The sequence below is a fragment of the Streptococcus iniae genome, from assembly GCF_030732225.1.
GTDB classification, from domain to species: domain Bacteria; phylum Bacillota; class Bacilli; order Lactobacillales; family Streptococcaceae; genus Streptococcus; species Streptococcus iniae.
The window spans coordinates 1,457,734-1,479,183 of the sequence record NZ_CP132230.1; the positions used below are offsets into that span (position 1 = coordinate 1,457,734).

24 protein-coding genes and 1 pseudogene are annotated in these 21,450 nt (G+C 36.1%); 11 read left to right on the plus strand and 14 right to left on the minus strand.

The window, feature by feature from the left end; all coding sequences use genetic code 11:
* Positions 1-118: 118 nt before the first annotated feature.
* Entirely contained in the window at positions 119-1,120 is a 1,002-nt protein-coding gene (gene ccpA, locus Q9317_RS07165) for a catabolite control protein A (protein ID WP_003101380.1), read from the minus strand.
* A 171-nt stretch (positions 1,121-1,291) separates the two neighbouring features.
* Between ccpA and Q9317_RS07170 the strand changes: the two genes are divergently transcribed.
* Entirely contained in the window at positions 1,292-2,377 is a 1,086-nt protein-coding gene (locus Q9317_RS07170) for a M24 family metallopeptidase (RefSeq protein WP_003101382.1), read from the plus strand.
* 162 nt (positions 2,378-2,539) lie between these two features.
* Here the strand turns inward: Q9317_RS07170 and Q9317_RS07175 are convergent, their stop codons facing one another.
* Positions 2,540-2,881 carry a hypothetical protein gene (locus tag Q9317_RS07175; protein WP_003101385.1) on the minus strand — a complete coding sequence of 114 codons (342 nt, stop codon included), beginning with the start codon at positions 2,879-2,881 and terminating at the stop codon, positions 2,540-2,542.
* A 189-nt stretch (positions 2,882-3,070) separates the two neighbouring features.
* Between Q9317_RS07175 and Q9317_RS07180 the strand changes: the two genes are divergently transcribed.
* The 6 genes from Q9317_RS07180 (at position 3,071) to pcp (ending at position 7,639) form a co-directional block, all read left to right on the plus strand.
* Complete coding sequence (locus Q9317_RS07180) at positions 3,071-3,733, plus strand: NAD(P)H-dependent oxidoreductase (RefSeq protein WP_003101387.1); 663 nt, start codon at positions 3,071-3,073, stop codon at positions 3,731-3,733.
* Between the two features lie 10 nt (positions 3,734-3,743).
* Positions 3,744-4,124, plus strand: coding sequence for a lactoylglutathione lyase (gene gloA / locus Q9317_RS07185; RefSeq protein ID WP_003101389.1), 381 nt, complete (start codon positions 3,744-3,746; stop codon positions 4,122-4,124).
* A gap of 126 nt (positions 4,125-4,250) precedes the next feature.
* Positions 4,251-5,177, plus strand: a complete 927-nt coding sequence (locus Q9317_RS07190) for a glycosyltransferase family 2 protein (protein ID WP_003101392.1) — start codon at positions 4,251-4,253, stop codon at positions 5,175-5,177.
* A 143-nt stretch (positions 5,178-5,320) separates the two neighbouring features.
* Positions 5,321-6,004: a DUF969 domain-containing protein gene (locus tag Q9317_RS07195; protein WP_003101394.1), complete on the plus strand. Its 684-nt coding sequence runs from the start codon at positions 5,321-5,323 to the stop codon at positions 6,002-6,004.
* The gene (locus Q9317_RS07200) at positions 6,004-6,930 is read left to right on the plus strand and encodes a DUF979 domain-containing protein (protein WP_003101395.1); all 927 of its coding nucleotides are present in this window, start codon (positions 6,004-6,006) and stop codon (positions 6,928-6,930) included. The genes Q9317_RS07195 and Q9317_RS07200 overlap by 1 nt, the downstream gene beginning before the upstream one ends.
* Before the next feature lie 61 nt (positions 6,931-6,991).
* Positions 6,992-7,639 carry a pyroglutamyl-peptidase I gene (pcp, locus tag Q9317_RS07205; RefSeq protein WP_003101396.1) on the plus strand — a complete coding sequence of 216 codons (648 nt, stop codon included), beginning with the start codon at positions 6,992-6,994 and terminating at the stop codon, positions 7,637-7,639.
* A 150-nt stretch (positions 7,640-7,789) separates the two neighbouring features.
* Here pcp and Q9317_RS07210 read toward each other — a convergent pair whose 3' ends face one another.
* From Q9317_RS07210 to Q9317_RS07255, 10 genes are all read right to left on the minus strand, one after another.
* Entirely contained in the window at positions 7,790-8,506 is a 717-nt protein-coding gene (locus Q9317_RS07210) for a glutaminyl-peptide cyclotransferase (RefSeq protein ID WP_003101397.1), read from the minus strand.
* A gap of 9 nt (positions 8,507-8,515) precedes the next feature.
* Positions 8,516-8,983, minus strand: coding sequence for an SsrA-binding protein SmpB (gene smpB, locus Q9317_RS07215; RefSeq protein WP_003101398.1), 468 nt, complete (start codon positions 8,981-8,983; stop codon positions 8,516-8,518).
* Positions 8,983-11,298: a ribonuclease R gene (rnr, locus tag Q9317_RS07220; protein ID WP_003101399.1), complete on the minus strand. Its 2,316-nt coding sequence runs from the start codon at positions 11,296-11,298 to the stop codon at positions 8,983-8,985. Before rnr ends, smpB begins: the two co-directional genes overlap by 1 nt.
* 86 nt (positions 11,299-11,384) lie before the next feature.
* Entirely contained in the window at positions 11,385-11,621 is a 237-nt protein-coding gene (gene secG / locus Q9317_RS07225) for a preprotein translocase subunit SecG (protein WP_003101400.1), read from the minus strand.
* A 45-nt stretch (positions 11,622-11,666) separates the two neighbouring features.
* A complete protein-coding gene (rpmG, locus tag Q9317_RS07230; RefSeq protein WP_016356085.1) occupies positions 11,667-11,813 on the minus strand; it encodes a 50S ribosomal protein L33 in 147 nt (48 codons plus the stop codon).
* A 241-nt stretch (positions 11,814-12,054) separates the two neighbouring features.
* Positions 12,055-13,536, minus strand: a complete 1,482-nt coding sequence (locus Q9317_RS07235; RefSeq protein WP_003101401.1) for a helicase HerA-like domain-containing protein — start codon at positions 13,534-13,536, stop codon at positions 12,055-12,057.
* A gap of 99 nt (positions 13,537-13,635) precedes the next feature.
* Complete coding sequence (gene yczE, locus Q9317_RS07240; protein WP_003101409.1) at positions 13,636-14,274, minus strand: membrane protein YczE; 639 nt, start codon at positions 14,272-14,274, stop codon at positions 13,636-13,638.
* A 7-nt stretch (positions 14,275-14,281) separates the two neighbouring features.
* Positions 14,282-14,884, minus strand: coding sequence for a dephospho-CoA kinase (gene coaE / locus Q9317_RS07245; RefSeq protein ID WP_016356086.1), 603 nt, complete (start codon positions 14,882-14,884; stop codon positions 14,282-14,284).
* Positions 14,851-15,690 (minus strand): DNA-formamidopyrimidine glycosylase, encoded by an 840-nt coding sequence (gene mutM, locus Q9317_RS07250; protein ID WP_003101415.1) that lies wholly within the window; start codon positions 15,688-15,690, stop codon positions 14,851-14,853. Before mutM ends, coaE begins: the two co-directional genes overlap by 34 nt.
* Positions 15,691-15,882: 192 nt before the next feature.
* Positions 15,883-16,722, minus strand: a complete 840-nt coding sequence (locus Q9317_RS07255; RefSeq protein WP_003101416.1) for a helix-turn-helix domain-containing protein — start codon at positions 16,720-16,722, stop codon at positions 15,883-15,885.
* Between the two features lie 89 nt (positions 16,723-16,811).
* Between Q9317_RS07255 and Q9317_RS10575 the strand changes: the two genes are divergently transcribed.
* From Q9317_RS10575 to Q9317_RS07265, 3 genes are all read left to right on the plus strand, one after another.
* Complete coding sequence (locus Q9317_RS10575; RefSeq protein WP_142924915.1) at positions 16,812-16,880, plus strand: SHP2/SHP3 family peptide pheromone; 69 nt, start codon at positions 16,812-16,814, stop codon at positions 16,878-16,880.
* Positions 16,881-16,998: 118 nt separating this feature from the next.
* Positions 16,999-18,621, plus strand: coding sequence for a transglutaminase domain-containing protein (locus Q9317_RS07260; RefSeq protein WP_003101417.1), 1,623 nt, complete (start codon positions 16,999-17,001; stop codon positions 18,619-18,621).
* 139 nt (positions 18,622-18,760) lie between these two features.
* Positions 18,761-18,910 (plus strand): hypothetical protein, encoded by a 150-nt coding sequence (locus tag Q9317_RS07265; protein WP_016356087.1) that lies wholly within the window; start codon positions 18,761-18,763, stop codon positions 18,908-18,910.
* A 531-nt stretch (positions 18,911-19,441) separates the two neighbouring features.
* Here the strand turns inward: Q9317_RS07265 and Q9317_RS07270 are convergent.
* Positions 19,442-19,681 (minus strand): annotated as a pseudogene (locus tag Q9317_RS07270) (P-loop NTPase family protein); the annotation flags it as partial.
* An 82-nt stretch (positions 19,682-19,763) separates the two neighbouring features.
* Between Q9317_RS07270 and Q9317_RS07275 the strand changes: the two are divergent.
* Complete coding sequence (locus tag Q9317_RS07275) at positions 19,764-20,939, plus strand: IS256 family transposase (protein WP_003099060.1); 1,176 nt, start codon at positions 19,764-19,766, stop codon at positions 20,937-20,939.
* A 34-nt stretch (positions 20,940-20,973) separates the two neighbouring features.
* Here the strand turns inward: Q9317_RS07275 and Q9317_RS07280 are convergent, their stop codons facing one another.
* The gene (locus tag Q9317_RS07280; protein WP_016356089.1) at positions 20,974-21,399 is read right to left on the minus strand and encodes an ATP-binding cassette domain-containing protein; all 426 of its coding nucleotides are present in this window, start codon (positions 21,397-21,399) and stop codon (positions 20,974-20,976) included.
* Between the last annotated feature and the right edge of the window lie 51 nt (positions 21,400-21,450).

The window sequence follows — 21,450 nt, forward strand, 5'->3', positions numbered from 1 at the left end:
TAGCTTATTTTACAGTATTTTTCACTAGGTGAATTCAAAAATCAGCCCAAAGGCTGATTGCTAAACACTCCTAAGCTAAGTTTTGACGGTCAAAAAAATCTACCTTAACAGGTAGACTTTATTTTGTTGTGCCACGGCGTTTAATGCCATGATTTAACAGGATTTCTTTTTCTTCAAGTTCTTCTTTGTTCATGATTTTTGTTAACATACGCATACTTACAGCACCTAAGTCATAAACTGGTTGGCTGATTGAGCTTAAGTTAGGGCTTGTGTATTCAACAACAGGTGAATCATTACTTGTGAAAATCTCAAAATCTTCTGGAACACTTTTACCTGCTGCAAAAAGACCATTTAACAAACCTGCTGCTAATTCATCTTCTCCAACATAGGCAGCAGTTGCTCCTGAATTAATCACACGTTGTGCCAAGTCAAAACCGTCTCTGTATGAGTATTTCGCTTCAAAAACAAGGCCTTCTTTGTAACTTAATTTATTCTTTTTAAGGCCTTCTTTATAACCTGAAAGTCTTACTTTTCCATTAATATCATCAATAAGCGGTCCTGAAACAAAAGCAATTTTTTGATGGTTTTCAGCCAAAATATCAACAATTTCAGAAACTGCCGCCTTGTAATCAATATTAACACTTGGTAATTGATGTTCTAAATCAACTGTTCCAGCAAGAACAATAGGTGTCCGTGAACGAGAAAACTCTGCACGGATTTTTTCTGTTAAATGATGCCCCATAAAAATGATGCCATCAACTTGTTTTGCAAACAAAGTGTTAACAACGTTAACTTCCTTATCATCATCCTCATCACTAGATGCCAGAACAATATTATATTTGTACATTGCTGCAATATCATCAATTCCTTTAGCCAAAATTGAAAAATAAGCATTAGCAATGTTAGGAATAACCACACCAACTGTTGTTGTTTTTTTACTTGCTAGACCTCTAGCTACAGCATTTGGGCGGTAGTCTAAACGGTCGATAACTTCTAAAACTTTCTTACGGGTATTTTCCTTAACGTTTTTATTACCATTTACAACACGGCTGACTGTTGCCATTGAAACACCTGCTTCACGAGCAACATCATATATCGTAATTGTATCATCTGTGTTCATACTTTATCTTCCTTTCATTTGAAAATTACGCTTTCAAAAAATATTTTAGCATGATTTGTAACCACTTTCAAGTCATAAGAGTCAAATTATTGAAAACTTTTTCAAAAAATTTACTTTGACTTGATTTTTTGGGTAATTTTTGAAAAAATAGAGTCAGAAAGAAGGTAGCCCATGACAAAATTAGATACAATCCGTCAATTCCTCACTCAAAAGCAAGCAGCACTAGCCATCTTTTCAGATCCTGTTACCATTGATTACCTAACGGGTTTTGCCTGTGACCCACATGAACGCCAACTCTTTTTATTTGTTTATCAAGACAAGCAACCCGTGATTTTTGTACCAGCTTTGGAAATAGCTCGCGCTGAAAAATCCGTTTCTTTCCAAGTTATTGGATATATGGATTCTGAAAATCCATGGGAAAAATTAGCTGCTTGTCTACCAAGCACCACTGCTAAAAAAATCTATGCTGAATTCGACCATTTAAACATCACAAAATTTCAAGGATTACAAACTGTTTTCACAGGTCACTTTGAAAATTTAACACCAACAATCCAAAGAATGCGATTAATCAAGTCTGCTGATGAAATCCAAAAGATGATGATTGCAGGAGACTTTGCTGATAAGGCTGTAAGAGTTGGTTTTGATGCTATTTCACTTCAAGCTACTGAAACAGATATCATTGCACAAATTGAATTCCAAATGAAAAAACAAGGTATCAGTAAAATGAGCTTTGACACAATGGTGTTGACAGGTAATAACGCTGCAGATCCACATGGGATTCCGGGTACAAACCCTATTGAAAATAATGCCCTTTTACTCTTTGATTTAGGAGTTGAAACACTAGGTTACACAAGTGATATGACTAGAACCGTAGCTGTTGGTAAACCAGACCAATTTAAACGAGACATCTATGAAATCTGCTTAGAAGCCCAATTAACAGCTCAAGAATTTATCAAACCTGGGGTTACTGCTTCTGAAGTTGATGCCGCAGCACGCAAAGTCATTGAAAAAGCAGGTTATGGCCAATACTTTAATCATCGCTTAGGGCATGGTCTAGGTATGGATGTTCATGAATATCCTTCAATTATGGCTGGCAATGACATGATTATTGAAGAAGGCATGTGTTTCTCAGTGGAACCTGGCATTTATATCCCTGGGAAAGTTGGTGTACGTATTGAAGATTGTGGACATGTCACAGCAAGTGGTTTTCAAGTCTTTACCAAAACACCAAAAGAATTACAGTATTTTGAAGGGTAAAAAAACAATCCACCGCACTGTTTCCAGATTGAAGAAAAACTCCATTTGGGATCTTTTTCTTCAATCTTTTCTTTTTCTTGAAAAACAAAAAAATCCTAAAAGCACCTTTATAGAAATAGCAATTAGCAAAAAAAAAAAACAATAACCTAAGGGCTACTGCTTCTATGTTAATGACAATGTTGCCAAAGGAGATAGTTGCTGACTTTGGACAATCACCTGATTAAGGGTCAATTGATATTCTGCCATCAAAAGCTCCTTTAGCTTAATATCACTTAAGTAAGATTGAACAGAGTAACACCCGTTTTCTTTATTATCAGAAATAATAGTAATGGTTTCCATTAGACGACCATTTTGACTTAAATCAATTGGTTTTGTTAAATGCCTAAAATGAATACTGTAGCATTGTCCTGTATTTTCTCTAAGGACAAAATGTCCTCTGATAATAACAAAAATAAAGAGTGAGAATAAGATGAGCGATGACATAATTAACAATGTCTCTAACATACGTTCTCCTTTAATGTTAATGTGATAATTATCGAAAACTAAGGGTATTATACCTTTAAATGTAAGCGTTGTCAATAACTCGCTTTTTGAATTTGAAGAATTTTCGAAATTCTTAATAGCACCGTACCATATTTTTGAGATGTTTCTGTCTTTGTGCTATCATAAAGACAGAAATTTAGGAGGATAGGTATGGACGATATTAGAAATCACCTCAGACAAACTATGACTTTTCGAACAGCTATTCGAGTTTACAATGATCAAAAAATACCTCAAGAAGATTTAGATCTCATTTTAGATGCTGCTTGGCGAAGCCCTTCTTCTGTGGGATTAGAGGGCTGGCGTTTTATTGTGTTAGAAAATGAAGCCATTAAATCTCAGATTAAAGAACATGCATGGGGAGCAAAATACCAGCTTGAAACAGCCAGTCACTTTATTTTATTATTAGCTGAAAAAAATGCCCGTTACGATAGCCCGTCTATGAAAGAAAGTCTCTTAAGAAGAGGTTTGAGCCGTCAAGAAGATATTGATAGCCGCCTAAACACCTACGCTAGCTTTCAAAAAAACGACATGGATATGGCAGACAATCCACGAGCACTTTTTGATTGGACAGCAAAACAAACCTATATCGCTTTAGCAAATATGATGTCAACCGCAGCCCTAATTGGAGTTGATTCCTGTCCAATTGAAGGGTTTGATTACGCTAAGGTAAATGCTATTTTGACCCAACACGGACTCATCACTCCTGAAAAAGAAGGCATCGCCTCAATGTTATCTTTAGGTTACCGGCTTAGAGATCCTAAACACCCACAAAATCGTAAACCTCGACATGAGGTCATTACAACTGTCACATAAGGAGAAACCAATGAAAGCATTACACACTTGTATTCGCGTTAAAGATTTAGAAGCTTCTATTGCATTTTATACCCAAGCTTTTCCTTTTAAAGAAACGCGTCGTCGTGATTTCCCAGATAGCAAATTTACTCTGGTATATCTTGCTCTAGAAGGAGAGGACTATGAATTAGAGTTAACCTATAACTATGATCATGAAGCCTATGATTTAGGGAATGGATATGGTCATATTGCCATTGGTAGTGATGATTTCCAAAACTGTTACCAAGCTCATAAAGCTGCTGGCTATCCCGTCACTGACATTAAGGGGCTAACAGACAAATCTGCTCGTTATTATTTCATTCAAGACCCAGATGGCTACAAGATTGAAGTCATTGATTTAAGCGTCAAATAATCTAAAACAAGAGGCTCAAATGGGTCTCTTTTGCTTTTCTGATAGTCTATTTAGCCTTTCCTTTTAAAAAAATGATGATTTATGATACAATTTGACTCATAAGCAACCGTTTGTGAAAGGACTCATATGGCATTATTATCAATTATTGTTCCATGTTATAACGAGGAAGAAACCATTTATCCCTATTTGGATGAAATGCGCCTTTTAGAAAATGCTATGGTTTCACAATTGGCATTTGAATATATTTTCATTGACGATGGTTCAACAGATAATACGCTTTCTATTTTGCGTGAGCTTAGTAGCCGTTTTGGTAACCTACACTACCTTTCTTTTTCCAGAAATTTCGGCAAAGAAGCTGGGCTATTAGCAGGGCTAGAAGAGGCTAAAGGTGATTTCATCACTGTTATGGATGTTGATTTGCAGGATCCTCCTGATTTACTACCTTTAATGTATGCAAAGATTTTAGAGGGTTATGATGTTGTCGGGACAAGACGAATCAGCCGAAAAGGGGAACCCCTTGTGCGATCTTTTTGCTCTAAGCTTTTTTACAGTTTGATCAATCGCATGTCCAAGACACCAATTCTGGATGGAGTTAGAGACTTTCGATTAATGACGCGTCAAGTTGTTGACAGTATCTTAGAGTTAGGAGAGGTCAACCGATTTTCAAAAGGTATTTTTTCTTGGGTTGGATATGAAACCACTTATATTAGTTATGACAATCGTGAGAGACAACACGGAAAAAGTTCTTGGACATTCTGGGATTTGATTCACTATTCAATAGATGGTTTTATCAATTTTTCAGAAATGCCTTTAACCATTGCAACTTGGACTGGTACAATCAGCTTTGTTCTCTCTATTTTTGCTATTATCTTTATTGTCATACGGAAATTGCTCTTTGGAGATCCTGTATCCGGATGGGCAAGTACAGTCTCAATCATTCTATTTATTGGAGGCATTCAGCTCTTTTGTATGGGAATCATTGGCAAATACATGTCTAAAATTTTCTTAGAAACTAAAAAACGTCCTATTTATATTATTAAAGAAAAACGTTAAAAGTAAGTTTTTTCTCTTACTTTTAACGTTTTTTAGTGTCAAAATGGCAAATATTAATATATTAACTTGTCAAATTGGCTTTACAAATCTTAAAATCAAGTGTTATAATATTCTCAATATTACAAAAAGGAGCCTATCATTATATGGAATGGATTAAATTAATCGGGATTGCCATTATTGTTTTGGGATTCATTCTCAAATTTGATACAATTGCAACCGTAGTCATTGCAGGACTTGTCACTGCATTAGTATCAGGTATTTCATTTTTAGATTTCTTAGAAATTCTAGGAAAAGAATTTACTAACCAACGTGTTTTAACCATTTTCTTCGTTACTTTGCCATTAATTGGTTTATCTGAAACATTTGGATTAAAACACCGTGCAACACAACTCATTCAAGGGATTCAATCTTTTACTGTTGGACGATTTTTCACCTTATACCTCATTATTCGTGAAATAGCTGGTTTCTTCTCTATTAGACTTGGTGGACACCCACAATTTGTACGCCCTTTAATTCATCCTATGGGGGAAGCTGCGGCTGTTGCAAAAGTTGGGGATAAATTGACTGATAAGCAAAAAGATGACATCAAAGCTATGGCTGCAGCTAATGAAAATTTTGGTAATTTCTTTGCTCAAAATACCTTTGTTGGTGCTGGAGGCGTCTTGCTTATTGGTGGAACCTTAGATCAATTGGGATATGATGGCAATACTGCTAAAATTGCTTCTGCTTCTATTATCATTGCAGTTATCACCATATTTATTGTCGGCATCTACAATTATCTCTTTGAGAAAAAACTAGAAAAGTTTCATAAGAAAGGTGACAAATAATGCTTGAATTTGCAAATAATGTGTTAGAGTTTATTTTTATTCTGATTGGGCTACAATTGTTCCATACAGCTTATTGCGCCTTTAAAGATCAAACCAATCCTGTTCGGATTGGAACTGCACTCTTTTGGGGTCTTCTTGGAGTAACCTTCGTTGGTGGTGCTTTTCTTCCAAATAAAGTTGTCGGTGTTATTGTTATTATTCTTGCACTCTTAACTTTACTCAAACAAGTTCGAATTGGAAGCTTGCCAAAATTTGATGAAGAAAAAGCTGAAGAAAGCACACGTAAAATCGGCAGTTGGATTTTCTTACCTGTTATGTTAATGGCACTTGTTGCATTACTACTTGCTAAATTCTTACCTGATTTCAGTAAAAGTGCAATTGGAATTGCTGCCATCCTAGCAACAGTTATCATTTTAATCATTACAAAACAAAAACCATCAGCTCTTCTTGCTGAAAATAACCGCATGAATCAACAAGTTTCTACAAGTGGTATCTTACCTCAATTATTGGGGGCTTTAGGAGCTATTTTTACAGCAGCTGGTGTTGGAGATGTTATTGCTACAATGATAAGAGGGCTTGTTCCAACTGATAGCCGTTTCTTTGGTGTATTAGCTTATGTTCTTGGTATGGTTATCTTTACCATGATTATGGGAAATGCCTTTGCTGCTTTTACTGTCATCACTGCTGGAATTGGTGTCCCATTTGTTTTCGCCTTAGGTGCAGATCCAATTATAGCTGGTGCACTTGCTATGACTGCTGGTTTCTGTGGTACCTTATTAACGCCCATGGCAGCAAACTTTAACGCCCTACCAGTTGCTCTTATGGAGATAAAAGATCCTAATGCCGTTATCAAAAAACAAGCTCCAATTGCATTTATTTTAATTATTATACATGTTGCATTAATGTATTTACTTGCTTTCAAATAATATTTTTGATACGTTTAACTAGTATTTAAATTCTAGTTTACTAGTCGAAAGGATGTTCTTTATGAAAATTTTAGTCACTGGCTTTGATCCCTTTGGAGGTGAAGCCATTAATCCAGCACTTGAATCAATAAAGCAATTACCAAGCACAATTGACGGTGCTGAAATAAAATGTGTTGAGGTTCCAACAGTTTTTCATGAGTCAGCTGAGGTGCTAAAGAAGCATTTAGAGAACTTTAAACCTGATGTTGTACTTTGTATCGGACAAGCCGGCGGACGCACTGGACTTACTCCAGAACGAGTTGCCATTAACCAAGACGATGCACGTATTCCTGATAACAAAGGAAATCAACCTATTGATACTCTCATTCGTGAAGATGGCGCTCCTGCATACTTTTCAACGTTGCCCATCAAAGCAATGGTTGCAGCCATTCAAAAAGCAGGTCTCCCAGCATCTGTTTCTAATACAGCTGGCACATTTGTTTGTAATCATTTAATGTATCAGGCACTTTACTTGGTTGAAAAACACCTTCCAAATGCTAAAGCTGGCTTCATGCATATTCCTTATATGATGGAACAAGTAGTTGATAAACCAAACACTGCAGCCATGAACCTTGACGATATTACCCGAGGCATTCAAGCTGCTATCACTGCTATTGTAGCATATAATAATCAGTCAGATTTAAAAATAATTGGTGGTGAAACACATTAAAAAAACGGGGCTGGGCAAAAATCCTAATATAAACAAAACCGCATGAAATCTTTCGTTTACAAACGTTGATTTCATGCGGTTTCTTATTTCGGAAATTTGAAAAAATCAATGAGATTTCGACTTTTTGCCCAGCCCCATTTTTTTAAACTTTTAGTGATCTGATAAGACAACTTCTAACAGCTTGGGATAGAGTTTGCCAGATATCAAGAAATGATGATTCCCTAGATAAGCAATTCCATTTAGAACATTGATTCCTGGGTAGTGCTCTTTATCTAAGTGTAGTTGTTCAAGTATTGGAGTAAAGTCATAAGTAGCAACTAGTTGCCCATTATTTGGATGACATTTAATGATTGTATTGGTTTGCCAAATATTAGCATACAAGTAACCATCAACATATTCAAGTTCATTAAGCATTGAAATTGGAACGCCATCAACAGCAACAAGAACCGTTTCTAAAAGTGTAAAATCCCTTGGATGACGTTTCTGTAAAAATGCGCTACCATTTGTCATCCACAAACAGTCCTCTTTTTTATCATAAGCCAAGCCCCAGCCATCACCTTCATAAGAAAAACAGCCTTCACAAGCAAATGTGGTCAAATTGTATTTATAGGCCTTGCCCTCTTTATAAGTTAAAACCCAAAAACAGTCGTCAACAATTGTCAAGCCTTCTGCAAATTCCTCATCTGGAAATTGCAATTTGGGGCAAAAGGTTTGAGCATCTAATTGAAAGAGACCAACCTTAGAAAAACCATAACGGCCAGCACTAACTAAAACCTGATTTTCCTCAAGCACTTCTAATCCTTGAGTGTATAAGGCACTATCATAAGAATAGGTACGCACCAAGCTTACCAGTCCTTTACTTATCATGCTACAAACTCACCTCGCATTGTATTGTTTGATTTGTTTTTTGAGTTCTCGGTCTTGCTCTCGACGTTTAAGCGTTTCACGCTTGTCGTAATCATGTTTCCCTTTAGCTAGACCAATCAGAATTTTTGCAAAACCATCTTTTAAATAAACCTTCAGAGGCACTAATGTCATACCCGATCCTTTGAGTTCATTGCTGAGACGCTCAATTTCACGTTTTTTTAGCAATAATTTTCTGGTTCTATCTGGGTCTTGATTCCAAATATTTCCCTGTTCAAAAGGTGCGATATGAACATTAACCAACCAAGCTTCCCCATTTTTTATTTGGGCAAAGCCATCTTTTAATTGAATTCGAGCAGCACGGACACTTTTAATTTCAGTTCCCGTTAAGACGATTCCAGCCTCAATGGTTTCGACGATGTGATAGTCATGTCTAGCTTTTTTATTTTGTGCAAGAAGATTACCTTCGCCTTTTGCCATTACTTACTCCTTTTTCTTTGTTTCTTTTTGGCAGCATCTTTGTAAAATGGTTTTTTCGAGCCTTGTTTAACATCTTTAGATGCTCCATTTTTCTTCCGACCTTGCTTATCTTTTGATGATTGTGTTCCTCGTCTTGCGTTTCCTTTTCGCCTATCTGATTTTTCAATCTTTTCAACAATATCAAAATCACTTGGCAAGTACTCGAAATCAATATCTCCAGTTTCTTTGTCAGCCTTAACAAGCTTGACACGAATCGGTTGACCAACCTTAAAGACCTTTCCAGATTTCTCACCTTGCAGTACCATGGTACGTTCATTGTAATGAACATATTCTGGTAGTGAAGTCACATGAATTAAGCCTTCAATTGTATTTGGAAGTTCCACAAACATTCCAAATTTAACCACACTGGCTACAATACCATCAAACTCTTCACCAACGTGCTCCTCCATGTACTCAGCTTTTTTCATGGCTTCGACAATACGCTCCGCGTCAATAGCTCGTCTTTCCAAACGCGAAGATGAACTTGCTAATTCAGGAATAACTTGCTCAAAGTGCTTTCGTTTATCATCAGTGACGTGTGTGTATTCACGAATCATACGATGAACTAATAAATCTGGGTAACGTCTGATTGGACTTGTAAAGTGAGTATAATAGTTTGCGGCAAGGCCATAATGACCATGATTGGTTTCTGAGTATCTTGCTTGTTGCATGGATCTCAAAAGCATCATATTAAGCACTTCTGCTCCAGGTTTTCCTTCAATTTTAGCCATAAAGGTTTGAAGAGCTTCTTGTGAAATGTTACTAGCCGTTCCTTTAATCTGAACACCAAAGAGACTTGCATAATCAATAAATTTCTGTAATTTCTCAGATTTTGGCTCTTCATGGACACGGTAGATAAATGGTAATTTGCCTTTTGAAAAGTGCTCTGCTACACATTCATTAGCAGCTAACATAAAGGACTCAATCATACGTTCTGCAATTCCACGCTCACGAACCACAATATCTACTGGCAGACCCTTTTCATTAACAATAATACGAGCCTCAGATGTGTCAAAATTAAGTGCACCACGTTTGGTACGCATGGCTTCTAAAATCTTGTGCAAGGCTACCATATCATTAACTGGCTCAACAATTGTTGCAAATTCTTGGAGTCTAGCGTCATCGCCAGCAATCATCTCATTAACAGCACTATAAGTCATTCTAAAAGTAGTATTGATAACGGATTGACAAATTTGGTGATTAAGCACATGACCGTTTTGATCAATTTCCATAATGGCAGATTGTGTCAAACGATCAACATTTGGATTTAAGGAACAAATGCCATTTGATAAACGTTCTGGCAACATTGGAACAACTCTATCAGTTACATAAACAGATGTGCCACGCGCAACTGCCTCACGGTCAAGAGCTGACCCTTCAGTAACGTAATAAGAAACGTCAGCAATATGAACCCCAAGTTCAAAGTTGCCATTATCTAATCGCTTAATATGAATAGCGTCATCTAAATCCTTTGCGTCTGCACCATCAATGGTAAAGGTAATTTCTTGACGTAAATCTACGCGACCAATTAAATCCTTATCACTTGGTACATCAGCTACTGCATTAGCTTCAGCCATAACATCATCTGGAAATGTAGATACAATATCCATAGATTCCAAGACCTCCAGCACATCAATGCCAACATCACCTTGGTGACCTACAATATCTAAAACATTTCCCACAAAGAAATCATGCCCACGCGTTGGGTATTTTTCAATAGCAACTTTTATAATTTCAGTTCCATCTAAAACAACAGGCTCTTTTTTGATGTAAATTTTTTGCTGAATTTTTTGGTTTTTAGAAGTGATGTAGCCTGCATATTTAGGTTTTTCGTCATCTAAAATGAATTTACCAACAACTGTTTTTAAGGCTCTCTCTACAATGCCAACAACCTTTGCTTCTGCAGCAGTCCCTTTTTGACGGTCTGCTGGTTTTTTAATAGTTACTTCAACCATGTCGCCATCAATGGCATAACCAACATCATTACGCCCAATAAACATATCGTCTTCGTTGTCATCGACATACAAGAAACCAAAGCCTGCCTTATTAGCTCTAAATAGCCCTTGAACTGTAATTTCTTTTTTAGGCTCTTTGGGTTTTCTAAGGGAAATCGTCCCGTCGTTTGCAAACCTCAAGAGTCTCTTACTTTCCATTTTGGAAATCTCTTTAATTAAACTAGGGAATTTTTTTGCCCCTGCCATATCTAAAGAAGTAGCAATATCATTGATATTGGACTTGCCATTTTCTTTTAGATAAGTAATAATATTTTCTTTCATAAAACCTTTTTTCTATTTCTGTTAGTGTTTGCAGCTATCTTTTGTGATAAAAAAATGAGCTAGACTAACTCTGTCAAGCTCACTCCCTATTTACTTGATAAAACAGCAAGCACAAGTGCAATCACCAGCCAGAAAAATACTAGAACTGCTGTAAAACGTTGCATGAAAGCTTCAAAGCCACGTGCCTTTGTACGTTCAAACAATGCTTCTGAACCACTATTATCAAAAACATTACTGCTTGGGTTTTTCTGAGGTTGCATAAAAATTGCAATGATTAGAAAAACAGATAAAACAAGCAATACTGTCAGTAGTAAGTTGTACATGTTAATTCCTCCACTATAGTCTAAGTTATTCTAACATAAATCCTATTAAGATTCAACATGTAAGGTTACTTTTCTATCTTTAGGACAATACTTTGGCACCTGAATTTTTTCAGGATGATTGGTTTTGTTTTTACTTGTTAAGTAGTTTTTACTGCCACATTCACTACACTTTAAATTAATTTTTACTCTCACACAATTCCCTTAACCCATATTTTTAACAACTTGGAAAAGCCACTTCTTTTTGTCCTTGCAAGAACACACTAAATCTAAGCCCATACGTAAAAAACTTGCTTTGGCAGTGTAGCCAAAGTCAAGTTTAATAAGACTAATTATCGCTATGAGCCCTATATATGCTTACATATCATCTTCTTTATTCTTGACATTACTTCTATCATTATAGCACATTTCCAGGGCACAAGGAAATGGCTATTGTCTATCTTTTCTTGAGTGAACCAAGAAGCCCTCTAACCAACTCACGACCAATGGTACGGACGGCTGTACTAATGAAAGCATCGGTTGCTTTTTCAACGACTGTTTTACGAGGCCGTCCTACTGGACGACTTGATTGTTTTTCTTCTTGTTTAGCTTGTTTTTCTCTTTCCTTAGCTTGGGCTTGTTCTTGAGCCTGTTTTTGATCATTTAAAACTTTTTCTGCCAGTCTTTCATAGGCAGAATCACGATCAATGGATTGACCATATTTGCTTGCAAAAGGGGAACTTGCCATTAAGCTCTGCCATTGCGAAGCAGTCAACAAATCGAAGCTGCTTTTAGGTGGCATAACAAAGGCGCGTTCTACAATGGACGGTTGTCCTTTTTCATTGAGCACCGAAATTAGAGCTTCTCCGACTTCAAGTTCTGTAATAGCAGTCGCCACATCTAGTTCAGGGTTTTGTCTAAAGGTATCTGCTGCTACACGAACAGCTTTTTGCTCTTTTGGGGTATAGGCACGTAAAGCATGTTGAATACGATTCCCCAGTTGAGCCAATACTGTTTCAGGAAGGTCGAGTGGATTTTGAGTGATAAAGAAAATCCCAACACCTTTTGATCGAATGAGACGGACCACTTGTTCAACCTTATCAAGGAAAACTTTTGGAGCATCTTTAAAGAGCAAGTGTGCTTCGTCAAAGAAGAAAACCATTTTGGGCTTTTCAAGATCACCTGCTTCAGGAAGCAACTCAAACAATTCAGACAGCATCCATAACAGAAAAGTGGAATAAAGTGTTGGTGAGTTAAAGAGTTTGGTAGCATTTAAAATATTAATTGCCCCTTGACCTGTTGCCACATCAAGCTGAATAAAATCCGCAATATCAAGTGCTGGTTCTCCAAAAAAGAGTTCTGCCCCTTCTGCTTCCAAGGTTAACAAGCTGCGCTGAATAGCACCTACAGACTGTTTGGCAATATTCCCATATTGGTTAGAATAATCAGATGCATGGTCAGCGACTTCCTTTAAAACAGCTTGTAAGTCTTTCAAATCAATTAATAACCAACCTTTTTCATCTGCTATTTTAAAAACAATTGTTAATACGCCTGTTTGCGTGTCATTTAAATTCATGAGACGAGCCAACATCAAAGGACCCATTTCAGAAATTGTTGTTCGTAACGGTTGCCCATCTTGACCAAAGACATCCCAAAGTCTGACAGGAAAGGACTGAGGTTGATAGTCTGTAATCCCAAGTTTAGCTAAACGTGCTGAGAGTTTGTCAGAGACCTGTCCAGCATTAGATAAATTATTAAGATCCCCCTTAATATCAGCTAAAAAGACTGGGACTCCTGCCAAACTCAGTTGCTCTGCCAAAACTTTAAGTGTCACTGTTTTACCGGTACCTGTAGCCCCTGCAATCAAGCCATGACGGTTTAACATGTTTAATTGTAACGCAACATCTTGCTTGCTTTTTGCTATCGTTATTGTTGCCATAAAAACCTCTTTCTCCTTATCTCAACTTCTCTGAGAAACCTCATTATTAGCTCAATTATAACACAAAAGACTGATTTCCTTATCAGTCTATACTTGTATTTATTTTGGAAAATATTTCTCTAGGATGATTAAACTACATTGCATAGCCCATCCTACCCCAAAAACAAAGGCTAAGGTTCCAAGACCTAAGGTTCCACCACTCAACCATCCTAAGGCACAAACACTTCCTTCGAGTAAGGTTCTGACAATCGCAACACGCCAACCAGTTATATAACAAAGACCTACCAGTAAACCATCGCGAGGGCCTGGTCCCTTATGTGACGTTAAATAGAGGGCTGAAGCTATACCTATTATGACAACACCAAATACAGCTAATAACACACGCGTTAATAATCCCTCAGGAGTCCTAAAACGACTCACTAACAGACCAACGACAAAGGCAATAATAATCATATTAAGGATAGTTCCAATTCCCGGTTTTATGCGTAATGGTATCCAAAGAATAAGGATTAGAGCACTGATGCTAAATGTCATCCAACCAATATTAATCCCTGTTAAGCGAGATAAGCCTTGCGAAAGGACCATCCAAGGGGCTGATCCCAAATCAGCTAATACCAAACAGGATTCTCCAATACCAAAAAGTACCAAACCAATCATTAAAACAAGCAGTGAAATGGGCTCCATAGACCATCGGCTTTTACCCGTCCAAGGAGTTTCTGGAATAATTTTTTGTGACATTTTTCCCCTACTCTAAACTTTTCAATGCCTCTTTAACTTGTTTTCTAAGTGCCTCCAAACTACCATTATTATCAATAATGATATCTGCATAGGCTTTTTTTTCTGTTAATGGCATTTGTGAGGCTAAGCGTTTTTCAGAAGCTTCCTGAGAATAATGATTTCTAGCCATTAGCCTATCAAGCTGTGTTTGTTGATCAAGATAAACCAACCAAATAACATCAAACCACCCCTGATAACCTAGCTCAATTAGCAAAGGGATATCCATGAAAAAGACTGTTTCTTTGCTAGCCATTTGGTCTTTCAAAGCCCTTAAACGGTTTTGAATGATGTCATTTTGAATCCTTGACGATAGTTCCATCTTTTCAGGGCTTGAAAAAATCATCTCTGATAATTTTGGCCGATCAAGTTCTGCTTCTTCATTGAGAATTTTTTCACCAAAAGCAGCAACTAAAGCATTATATAGTTTTTCACCTTTTTTCTGCAAGTCATGAACCACTTGATCAGCATCAATAACCTTATAACCTGCTTGTCTTAGCATTGTAACAACTGTTGATTTGCCAGAGGCAATCCCCCCAGTTAAGCCAATGACACGACTTCTTTTTTCTGACACTTTGGACAAAAATGGGTCCCCCTTCCAGCAAATTGTATCTTTTCAATGGCAGTGCCACACCGTGGACAAGGCTTATCTGTCTGACCGTAAACCTGTAAATAGTCCTGCATTGAGCCATCCATGCCCAGAGTATTCTGGTATGTTCTAATGGTCGATCCACCTTTTTCAATCGCAAACTTCAAAATCCTGATGGTTTCATCATGAATTCTTTTCATTTCAGCTTTTTTCAAATGACAACTTTTACGTGCTGGATGAACCTTGGCCGCAAAAAGAACTTCATCCACATAAATATTTCCCAGACCGGCAACAAGTTTTTGCTCTAACAAATTTGGCTTGATGGGTTTTTGAGATAATAGCAGAGCTGCTTCAAAGTCTTTCAATTTAAAGTCTGTTTCTGTTGGTTCTGGACCGATTTTCCGAGATAAAAAGAAATTTTCTAAAGCATTTTGGGGCAGAAAATCAAAGGTCCCAAACTTACGAACATCCTGATAAACCAAAGTAGACCCATCCGTAAATGTAAAGAAAAAATGAAAATGCTTATTTTCAGGTACTGCCCCCTCAAAAAGCAAATATTTTCCTTCCATTCGTAAATGTGAAATGAGCACGTCATTTTCAAAATAAAACAGTAGGTATTTGCCACGACGATCTACAGAGTAGATGGTTTGACCCGGCAATAATAATTGAAAAAGGTCAAAATCTGTTTTAACCATTTTAGGAACTGTCACTTGAAGTGATGCAATCTTTTTTCCTGTAACCAAATCTGATAAACCACGACGGACCGTTTCAACCTCTGGTAATTCCGGCATAAATGATAACCTAAAGCACACCATCAAAATGAGGCTCTACGAACCTATTTTGACTCACCAACTAAAGAAATGCTTACCTTTCTCACTAAGTTTAAAAGAAAAACTCAAAATAAGTGTCCCATTGAATTCTTTCTTTTCTTACGTCCTATTATAACATGATTTTAACAATCACTAATAATGTCAACAATCCTTTTACAAAGCATTCGCTGAGACTTGTTTATAATAGTGTTCCTGATAGGCATCATACAGGGCATTTTCGTTAAGCAGTTGAAAAATAGTTAGTGCATCTTCCATTTCTTTTTTTCCTTCTATGTCACCTTGTTTCAGTTTATAATACCCGTGAACATATAAAAAAATGGTCTTTTCATAAAATTGAATTTCATTAGTCAAAAGTTCTTGAATTTTAGAGATTAAGTAACAGCTGTTTTCAAAATAATGATTGTCAATACTGATAATTAGGCAATTGATGGATAATTGAGTCACTAAAACTTTATTGCTTTTGTTTTGTTCTGAATAAGCAAATGATGTCACCATTTCTTTTGTCAATAGAAAAAGCGTATTATAATTAATAAACCGTGTGCAATTCCCTAACAAAATAATCTCATAATTTCCCCAATGTTCAACTTTGAATAAATAATCCGTTAATTGATTGATTTCGGATTCATCTGGCTTAATTGTTTGATCAATTGAAAAAGTAACTGCTTTGATCATTGTAGTCTCATAGGGTTTTTCCTGGTAAGCTTCTAATAATCCAACTAAGCCTTCTCTATTTTGCTCAGCAGAATATTTTCTAAGTTGTGTTAGAAGTGTAAAAAAGTGAGTATGTTCCCTTGAGTGAATTGATAAAAATTCATCGATGCTAATATTCAGCTTATCCAATAAATTCAAGAGGCGATTGCATGAAATTTCGGATTCTCCACGTTCAAATCTCGAAATTTGAGACTTTGATAAATGCTCATCTGCTAAAGCACTGATGGTTACCTGCTTGCCTTTTCGTAAAGACCGTAATGTTTTTCCAAGTCTTGTTTCCATTTTTTCCCACTTTCACAACAAAATATTAAAATGATTAGGACTATTATATAATACCATAGTAAACTATTAAATCAGAAAGGGGAAATCCCATGAAAAAAATAAGTATGTTTCTTGTTTTTACTCTAATTATGGACATCCTTATTATTGTCGGTGGCTAAGATTGATTTTTAGCAGTCAAGCTTATTCTTGAACAATAAATCTGAGATGATAACCAGACTATAGAAAATGTTTCTAGGCTAAGAAACAAGCTATTTTGATGAAGCTTTAGGAGGGCAAATGAAAAAGAAGAAGAAAATAATAAGTGGTCTTTTAGCCACTTTACTCGCAACATCTTTAACAGTTGCAGGCAATCAGGTTCACGCCGATGCATTTAGTAATGCTGAGGTTTATTACCGCACAGAAACTGCGAACCGTAATCAAGCTGTTAACTATTATAACCAACAAAATCAATCGTTACACCAATTTATCCATGACAATATAGACCAATTTGTTAGTTTTTCATCACAAAATGCTAATAAGGAACTTAATCGCTTAATAGCTTTGGCAAAACAAGCAGACAATCAACTTGTGACACAATTACAAAGTCAACAGTTAACTGTAAAAGCCCACAATGAGGCTTTGAAACGTAGAGAATTAATTCACGCAAATATTCAAACGCTACTAAATCAAGAAACAGCTAAAGTCAATAGCATGCAAATGCGTTACAATACCCTTGTCAATCAAAGAAACAATGCTGTTAGACAGATTACTCTTCTATTAGAAAGGATTCATTTTGATGAAAATGGTAATCTGAATCAGCTAAAAATCATGTTTCAAGAAGTTGCTGATGGCATTAATCCCTTGGTGGAACAGATTACCAGCTACAAAAACGAAGCTCTAAACTTGCAATATGAATTAGACAACTATTCGGCAACAGCATTAGAAGCTGAAATTCGTAAACTGACAAGTCCAGACAACTTTAATATCAGCCCTGTTAAGGCAGAATCAACACTTATTGACTCATCTGATAGTGAAAAACCTGCAGAAACAGAAAATAATAAAGCAAATATTGAAACAAATACTTCTGCTGCTGTAAGTAAAGCTGTAGAAACCCCCAAAAATGATCAGAACACAGTTGCTTCTTATGAAGCATTAAAAAGTTTTCTAACTGAGAAAGTTGATAATCGCACACCAAATATCACTGTTAAAATGTCTTTAAAAGACCGTCAAGAAGTTAACGTCTATCAAGAAAAACTTCAAAAAATCTTAAATGACCTTGCTAACTTATTTGGTACAGCTACTATGTTCTCTGCAAAAAGTAACTTTACCATGTATCAAAAAGGTGGCCAAATAGAACAAATTCTTGTAAGCAGTGATATCACCGTAGAGTATACTGTCAAAAAAGACCAAGTCGCCTTAACAAAAGAGTACAAAAACTTTGTCTCTCACTTTGTCAAAGAAAATATCACTGACAAAAACATCACAAGTGATTATGAAAAAGCAAAAGTTATCCATGATTACATTGTTAATTCCTATGCCTATGCTACTGAAGAATTAGCAAGTAATCATGAGACTGCAAGTAAAATCAGTGTGCACGCACCTGAAGCACTTTATAAAGACAAACGCGGAGTTTGTCAAGCATACGCTGTAATGTTTAGAGATATGGCTACTGCTGCTGGTTTAGATGCTTGGTATGTAACAGGAAAATCCAACATTATTGGTGATCCCGTAAGTGGGAATCACGCTTGGAACATTGTAAAGATTGATGGGACAAACTATTACGTGGATGCAACATGGGATGATACTGCAAATACTAGAGACTACTTCTTGGCAGGAAAAACCGTTATGAACAAGGAACACGTTCTAGATACAGCATATAGTGCCATTGCTGCTTCCATTCCAAATGACAATTATAGTTGATGATCAAACACTCCCCTTAGTAGCAATAGAGGGAGTGATGTATCCAAAATTAGTCTTTTTAAAATTACTCATCATTTGTTGGACTTGCTACTTTATCGGATATTACATTAATAAAACCGAAAAAGAAAGGACATCAATGATGAATAAAGGTGAAACCTCAAAAGAAACTAGCCCAAATACCACTGTTCCTCATTTTTCTTCCAAAGACAAACCACATGGTAATACCGTCATCAAACCCAAAATCAAGATGCAAAGTGAAACAATCATCATCTCCTTAGATGAAAACTAATCATTAATTATGATAAAGGGGCTGGGCAAAAAGCCTAATATAAACAAAACCGCATGAAATCTTCCGTTTACAAACGTTGATTTCATGCGGTTTCTTATTTCGGAAATTTGAAAAAATCAATGAGATTTCGACTTTTTGCCCAGCCCCTTTTATTATTTTCGGAAAATTATCACTGATGAGGAAGCTAAACAGGTAACCAACTTGTACCCCTTTCACTCTATCTACTCTCATTACTATAAATGTAAGCCCTACAACAGTCAAATCTAATATTTAAAATATTAGGTAGCTTTTCCATATTTAAGGAGGGAAAGTATAGCTTTGCTTATTGTTTCAAATTGTTGAATTGTATTGATTTAGAAGGCCTCCTCATTTTATTACCTGGTCAAAACATTTAATCTCTTGTTAGTCCCAATTATTTTTATTAATATCTGCTAAAATATGGTTTCTAACTAAGATTAAAAGTGACTATTTTCATCTGAAATATAAACTTACAGAATTAAAGGTTTCCGAACATATAGGTTCATTTCGCTTTTATCTATTAATTTCTGAAATGATTTTCCCATCTTGTACATGAAAAATAGTATCACATAAATCTTCGATATCACTTTTATAGTGAGAGGTCATAATAACCATTCCTTTTTCCCTTTGTTTATTAATGAGTTCTTTTGTTACTTTGACACTTATTTCATCTAAGGCATTCATTGGTTCATCAAGAATTAATATTTCTGGATTATCCATAAAAGCTTGAATTAAAATCATTTTTGGTAGTGTAAAATATCTTGTGTAAACACAAAAAAGGAATAAATCCTGTATAGTAGAGTTACGACACTTCACTAGAAAGAGATTTATTCCCATGACTCAGTTTACCACAGAATTACTTAACTTCCTAGCGCAAAAACAAGATATTGATGAATTCTTTCGATCCTCTTTAGAAATAGCTATGAATGATCTCTTGCAGGTTGAACTATCAGCTTTCCTTGGATATGAGCCATATAAAAAAGAAGGTTACAATACAGGTAATAGCCGTAATGGGACCTACTCTCGACAGTTTGAAACGAAGTATGGCTTAGTCAATTTAATCATTCCAAGAGATCGAAACGGCGAGTTTTCACCAGTTTTATTACCATCTTATGCTAGACGAGATGACCACTTGGAAGAGATGGTGATTAAACTCTATCAAACTGGCGTTACGACACGCGAAATCAGTGACATTATTGAGCGCATGTATGGTCACCACTACAGTCCAGCAACGGTGTCAAATATCACAAAAGTGACTCAAGAAAGTGTCACTGCCTTTCATGAGCGTTCCTTTCAAACTAACTACTCAGTCTTGTATCTAGACGGAACTTACTTACCCTTGCGACGAGGTACGGTCAGTAAAGAATGTATTCACATTGCACTTGGTATCACGCCTGAAGGGTATAAATCAGTTCTTGGCTATGAGATTGCCCCTAATGAAAATAATGTCTCTTGGTCAGATCTTCTTAAGAGGCTACAAAATCAAGGACTTAAGCAAGTTTCTCTAGTTGTTACAGACGGGCTTAACGGTGTGGATCAAATCATCCAACAAGCCTATCCAATGGCTAAACAGCAACGGTGTCTGGTTCACATTGGTCGCAATATCTCCAGTAAGGTCAAACGAGTAGATAGGGCACCTATTCTAAATCAGTTCAAGCAGATTTATCGTGCCACAAATTTACAGGAGGCTATTAAATTATTGGAACAATTTGTTTCTGAGTGGAAACCTCGTTACAAAAAGGTTATGACATCACTTGAAACAACTGAAAATCTCCTAACTTTCTATCAATTTCCACATCACATTTGGTCTAGTATTTACTCTACAAACTTGATTGAATCACTCAATAAAGAAATCAAGCGACAAAGCAAGAAGAGGGTGGTTTTTCCAAATGAAGAAGCCTTAGAACGATGCCTTGTAAGTATTTTCGAAGACTATAACATTAAGTTCGGAGCTCGTATTCATAAAGGATTCGGAGTATGTTTTGACACACTTGATAGCTTATTTGACTAATATTCAAAAACTCTACTCTTGTGTTTACACAAAATTATTGACAGTATCTCATTTTTTTCTTTGTTCCTAAAGATAAGTCCTTATAAAGAGTTTTTCGATACTTTTCAATATGGTAAAGGTTAATCCAATAATGCAAATCAATCATTTTTTTGTTAGAACAGATTTTCTTTATTAATCTTAAATTTTCTTCTAAGGTGAAATGGCAAATAAATTCTTGTTGACCTAATACTAAGCCAGCATTTGCAATCATTCTTTTCCCACAACCAATAAGTCTATCATTTTGATATACATCTCCTTGTGTTAACTTGTGAAAACCTGATAATGCCTTAAGAATCATTGTTTTTCCAGATCCATTTATACCTACTAATCCATAAATGCGATGATTTTCAAATTTTTGTGTTATCTGATCAATTAATATGCGTTTATCTTTTAAAATTGTTCCATTCTTAATTTCTAACATCTTTCACCTCCAATAAGTACATGAGAAAACAATAGAATAATATTCCTAAAA

Excerpts from the sequence above, each read along its gene's own strand:
- Q9317_RS07275 (WP_003099060.1), top strand. The coding sequence starts at position 19,764 with ATGACTCAGTTTACCACAGAATTACTTAACTTCCTAGCGCAAAAACAA.
- smpB (WP_003101398.1), bottom strand. The coding sequence starts at position 8,983 with ATGGCAAAAGGCGAAGGTAATCTTCTTGCACAAAATAAAAAAGCTAGA.
- ccpA (WP_003101380.1), bottom strand. The coding sequence starts at position 1,120 with ATGAACACAGATGATACAATTACGATATATGATGTTGCTCGTGAAGCA.
- Q9317_RS07195 (WP_003101394.1), top strand. The coding sequence starts at position 5,321 with ATGGAATGGATTAAATTAATCGGGATTGCCATTATTGTTTTGGGATTC.
- gloA (WP_003101389.1), top strand. The coding sequence starts at position 3,744 with ATGAAAGCATTACACACTTGTATTCGCGTTAAAGATTTAGAAGCTTCT.
- Q9317_RS07200 (WP_003101395.1), top strand. The coding sequence starts at position 6,004 with ATGCTTGAATTTGCAAATAATGTGTTAGAGTTTATTTTTATTCTGATT.
- rnr (WP_003101399.1), bottom strand. The coding sequence starts at position 11,298 with ATGAAAGAAAATATTATTACTTATCTAAAAGAAAATGGCAAGTCCAAT.
- mutM (WP_003101415.1), bottom strand. The coding sequence starts at position 15,690 with ATGCCGGAATTACCAGAGGTTGAAACGGTCCGTCGTGGTTTATCAGAT.
- pcp (WP_003101396.1), top strand. The coding sequence starts at position 6,992 with ATGAAAATTTTAGTCACTGGCTTTGATCCCTTTGGAGGTGAAGCCATT.
- Q9317_RS07170 (WP_003101382.1), top strand. The coding sequence starts at position 1,292 with ATGACAAAATTAGATACAATCCGTCAATTCCTCACTCAAAAGCAAGCA.
- Q9317_RS07175 (WP_003101385.1), bottom strand. The coding sequence starts at position 2,881 with ATGTTAGAGACATTGTTAATTATGTCATCGCTCATCTTATTCTCACTC.
- Q9317_RS07265 (WP_016356087.1), top strand. The coding sequence starts at position 18,761 with ATGAATAAAGGTGAAACCTCAAAAGAAACTAGCCCAAATACCACTGTT.
- yczE (WP_003101409.1), bottom strand. The coding sequence starts at position 14,274 with ATGTCACAAAAAATTATTCCAGAAACTCCTTGGACGGGTAAAAGCCGA.
- Q9317_RS07255 (WP_003101416.1), bottom strand. The coding sequence starts at position 16,722 with ATGGAAACAAGACTTGGAAAAACATTACGGTCTTTACGAAAAGGCAAG.
- Q9317_RS07190 (WP_003101392.1), top strand. The coding sequence starts at position 4,251 with ATGGCATTATTATCAATTATTGTTCCATGTTATAACGAGGAAGAAACC.
- Q9317_RS07280 (WP_016356089.1), bottom strand. The coding sequence starts at position 21,399 with ATGTTAGAAATTAAGAATGGAACAATTTTAAAAGATAAACGCATATTA.
- Q9317_RS07235 (WP_003101401.1), bottom strand. The coding sequence starts at position 13,536 with ATGGCAACAATAACGATAGCAAAAAGCAAGCAAGATGTTGCGTTACAA.
- Q9317_RS07210 (WP_003101397.1), bottom strand. The coding sequence starts at position 8,506 with ATGATAAGTAAAGGACTGGTAAGCTTGGTGCGTACCTATTCTTATGAT.
- Q9317_RS07260 (WP_003101417.1), top strand. The coding sequence starts at position 16,999 with ATGAAAAAGAAGAAGAAAATAATAAGTGGTCTTTTAGCCACTTTACTC.
- Q9317_RS07180 (WP_003101387.1), top strand. The coding sequence starts at position 3,071 with ATGGACGATATTAGAAATCACCTCAGACAAACTATGACTTTTCGAACA.
- secG (WP_003101400.1), bottom strand. The coding sequence starts at position 11,621 with ATGTACAACTTACTACTGACAGTATTGCTTGTTTTATCTGTTTTTCTA.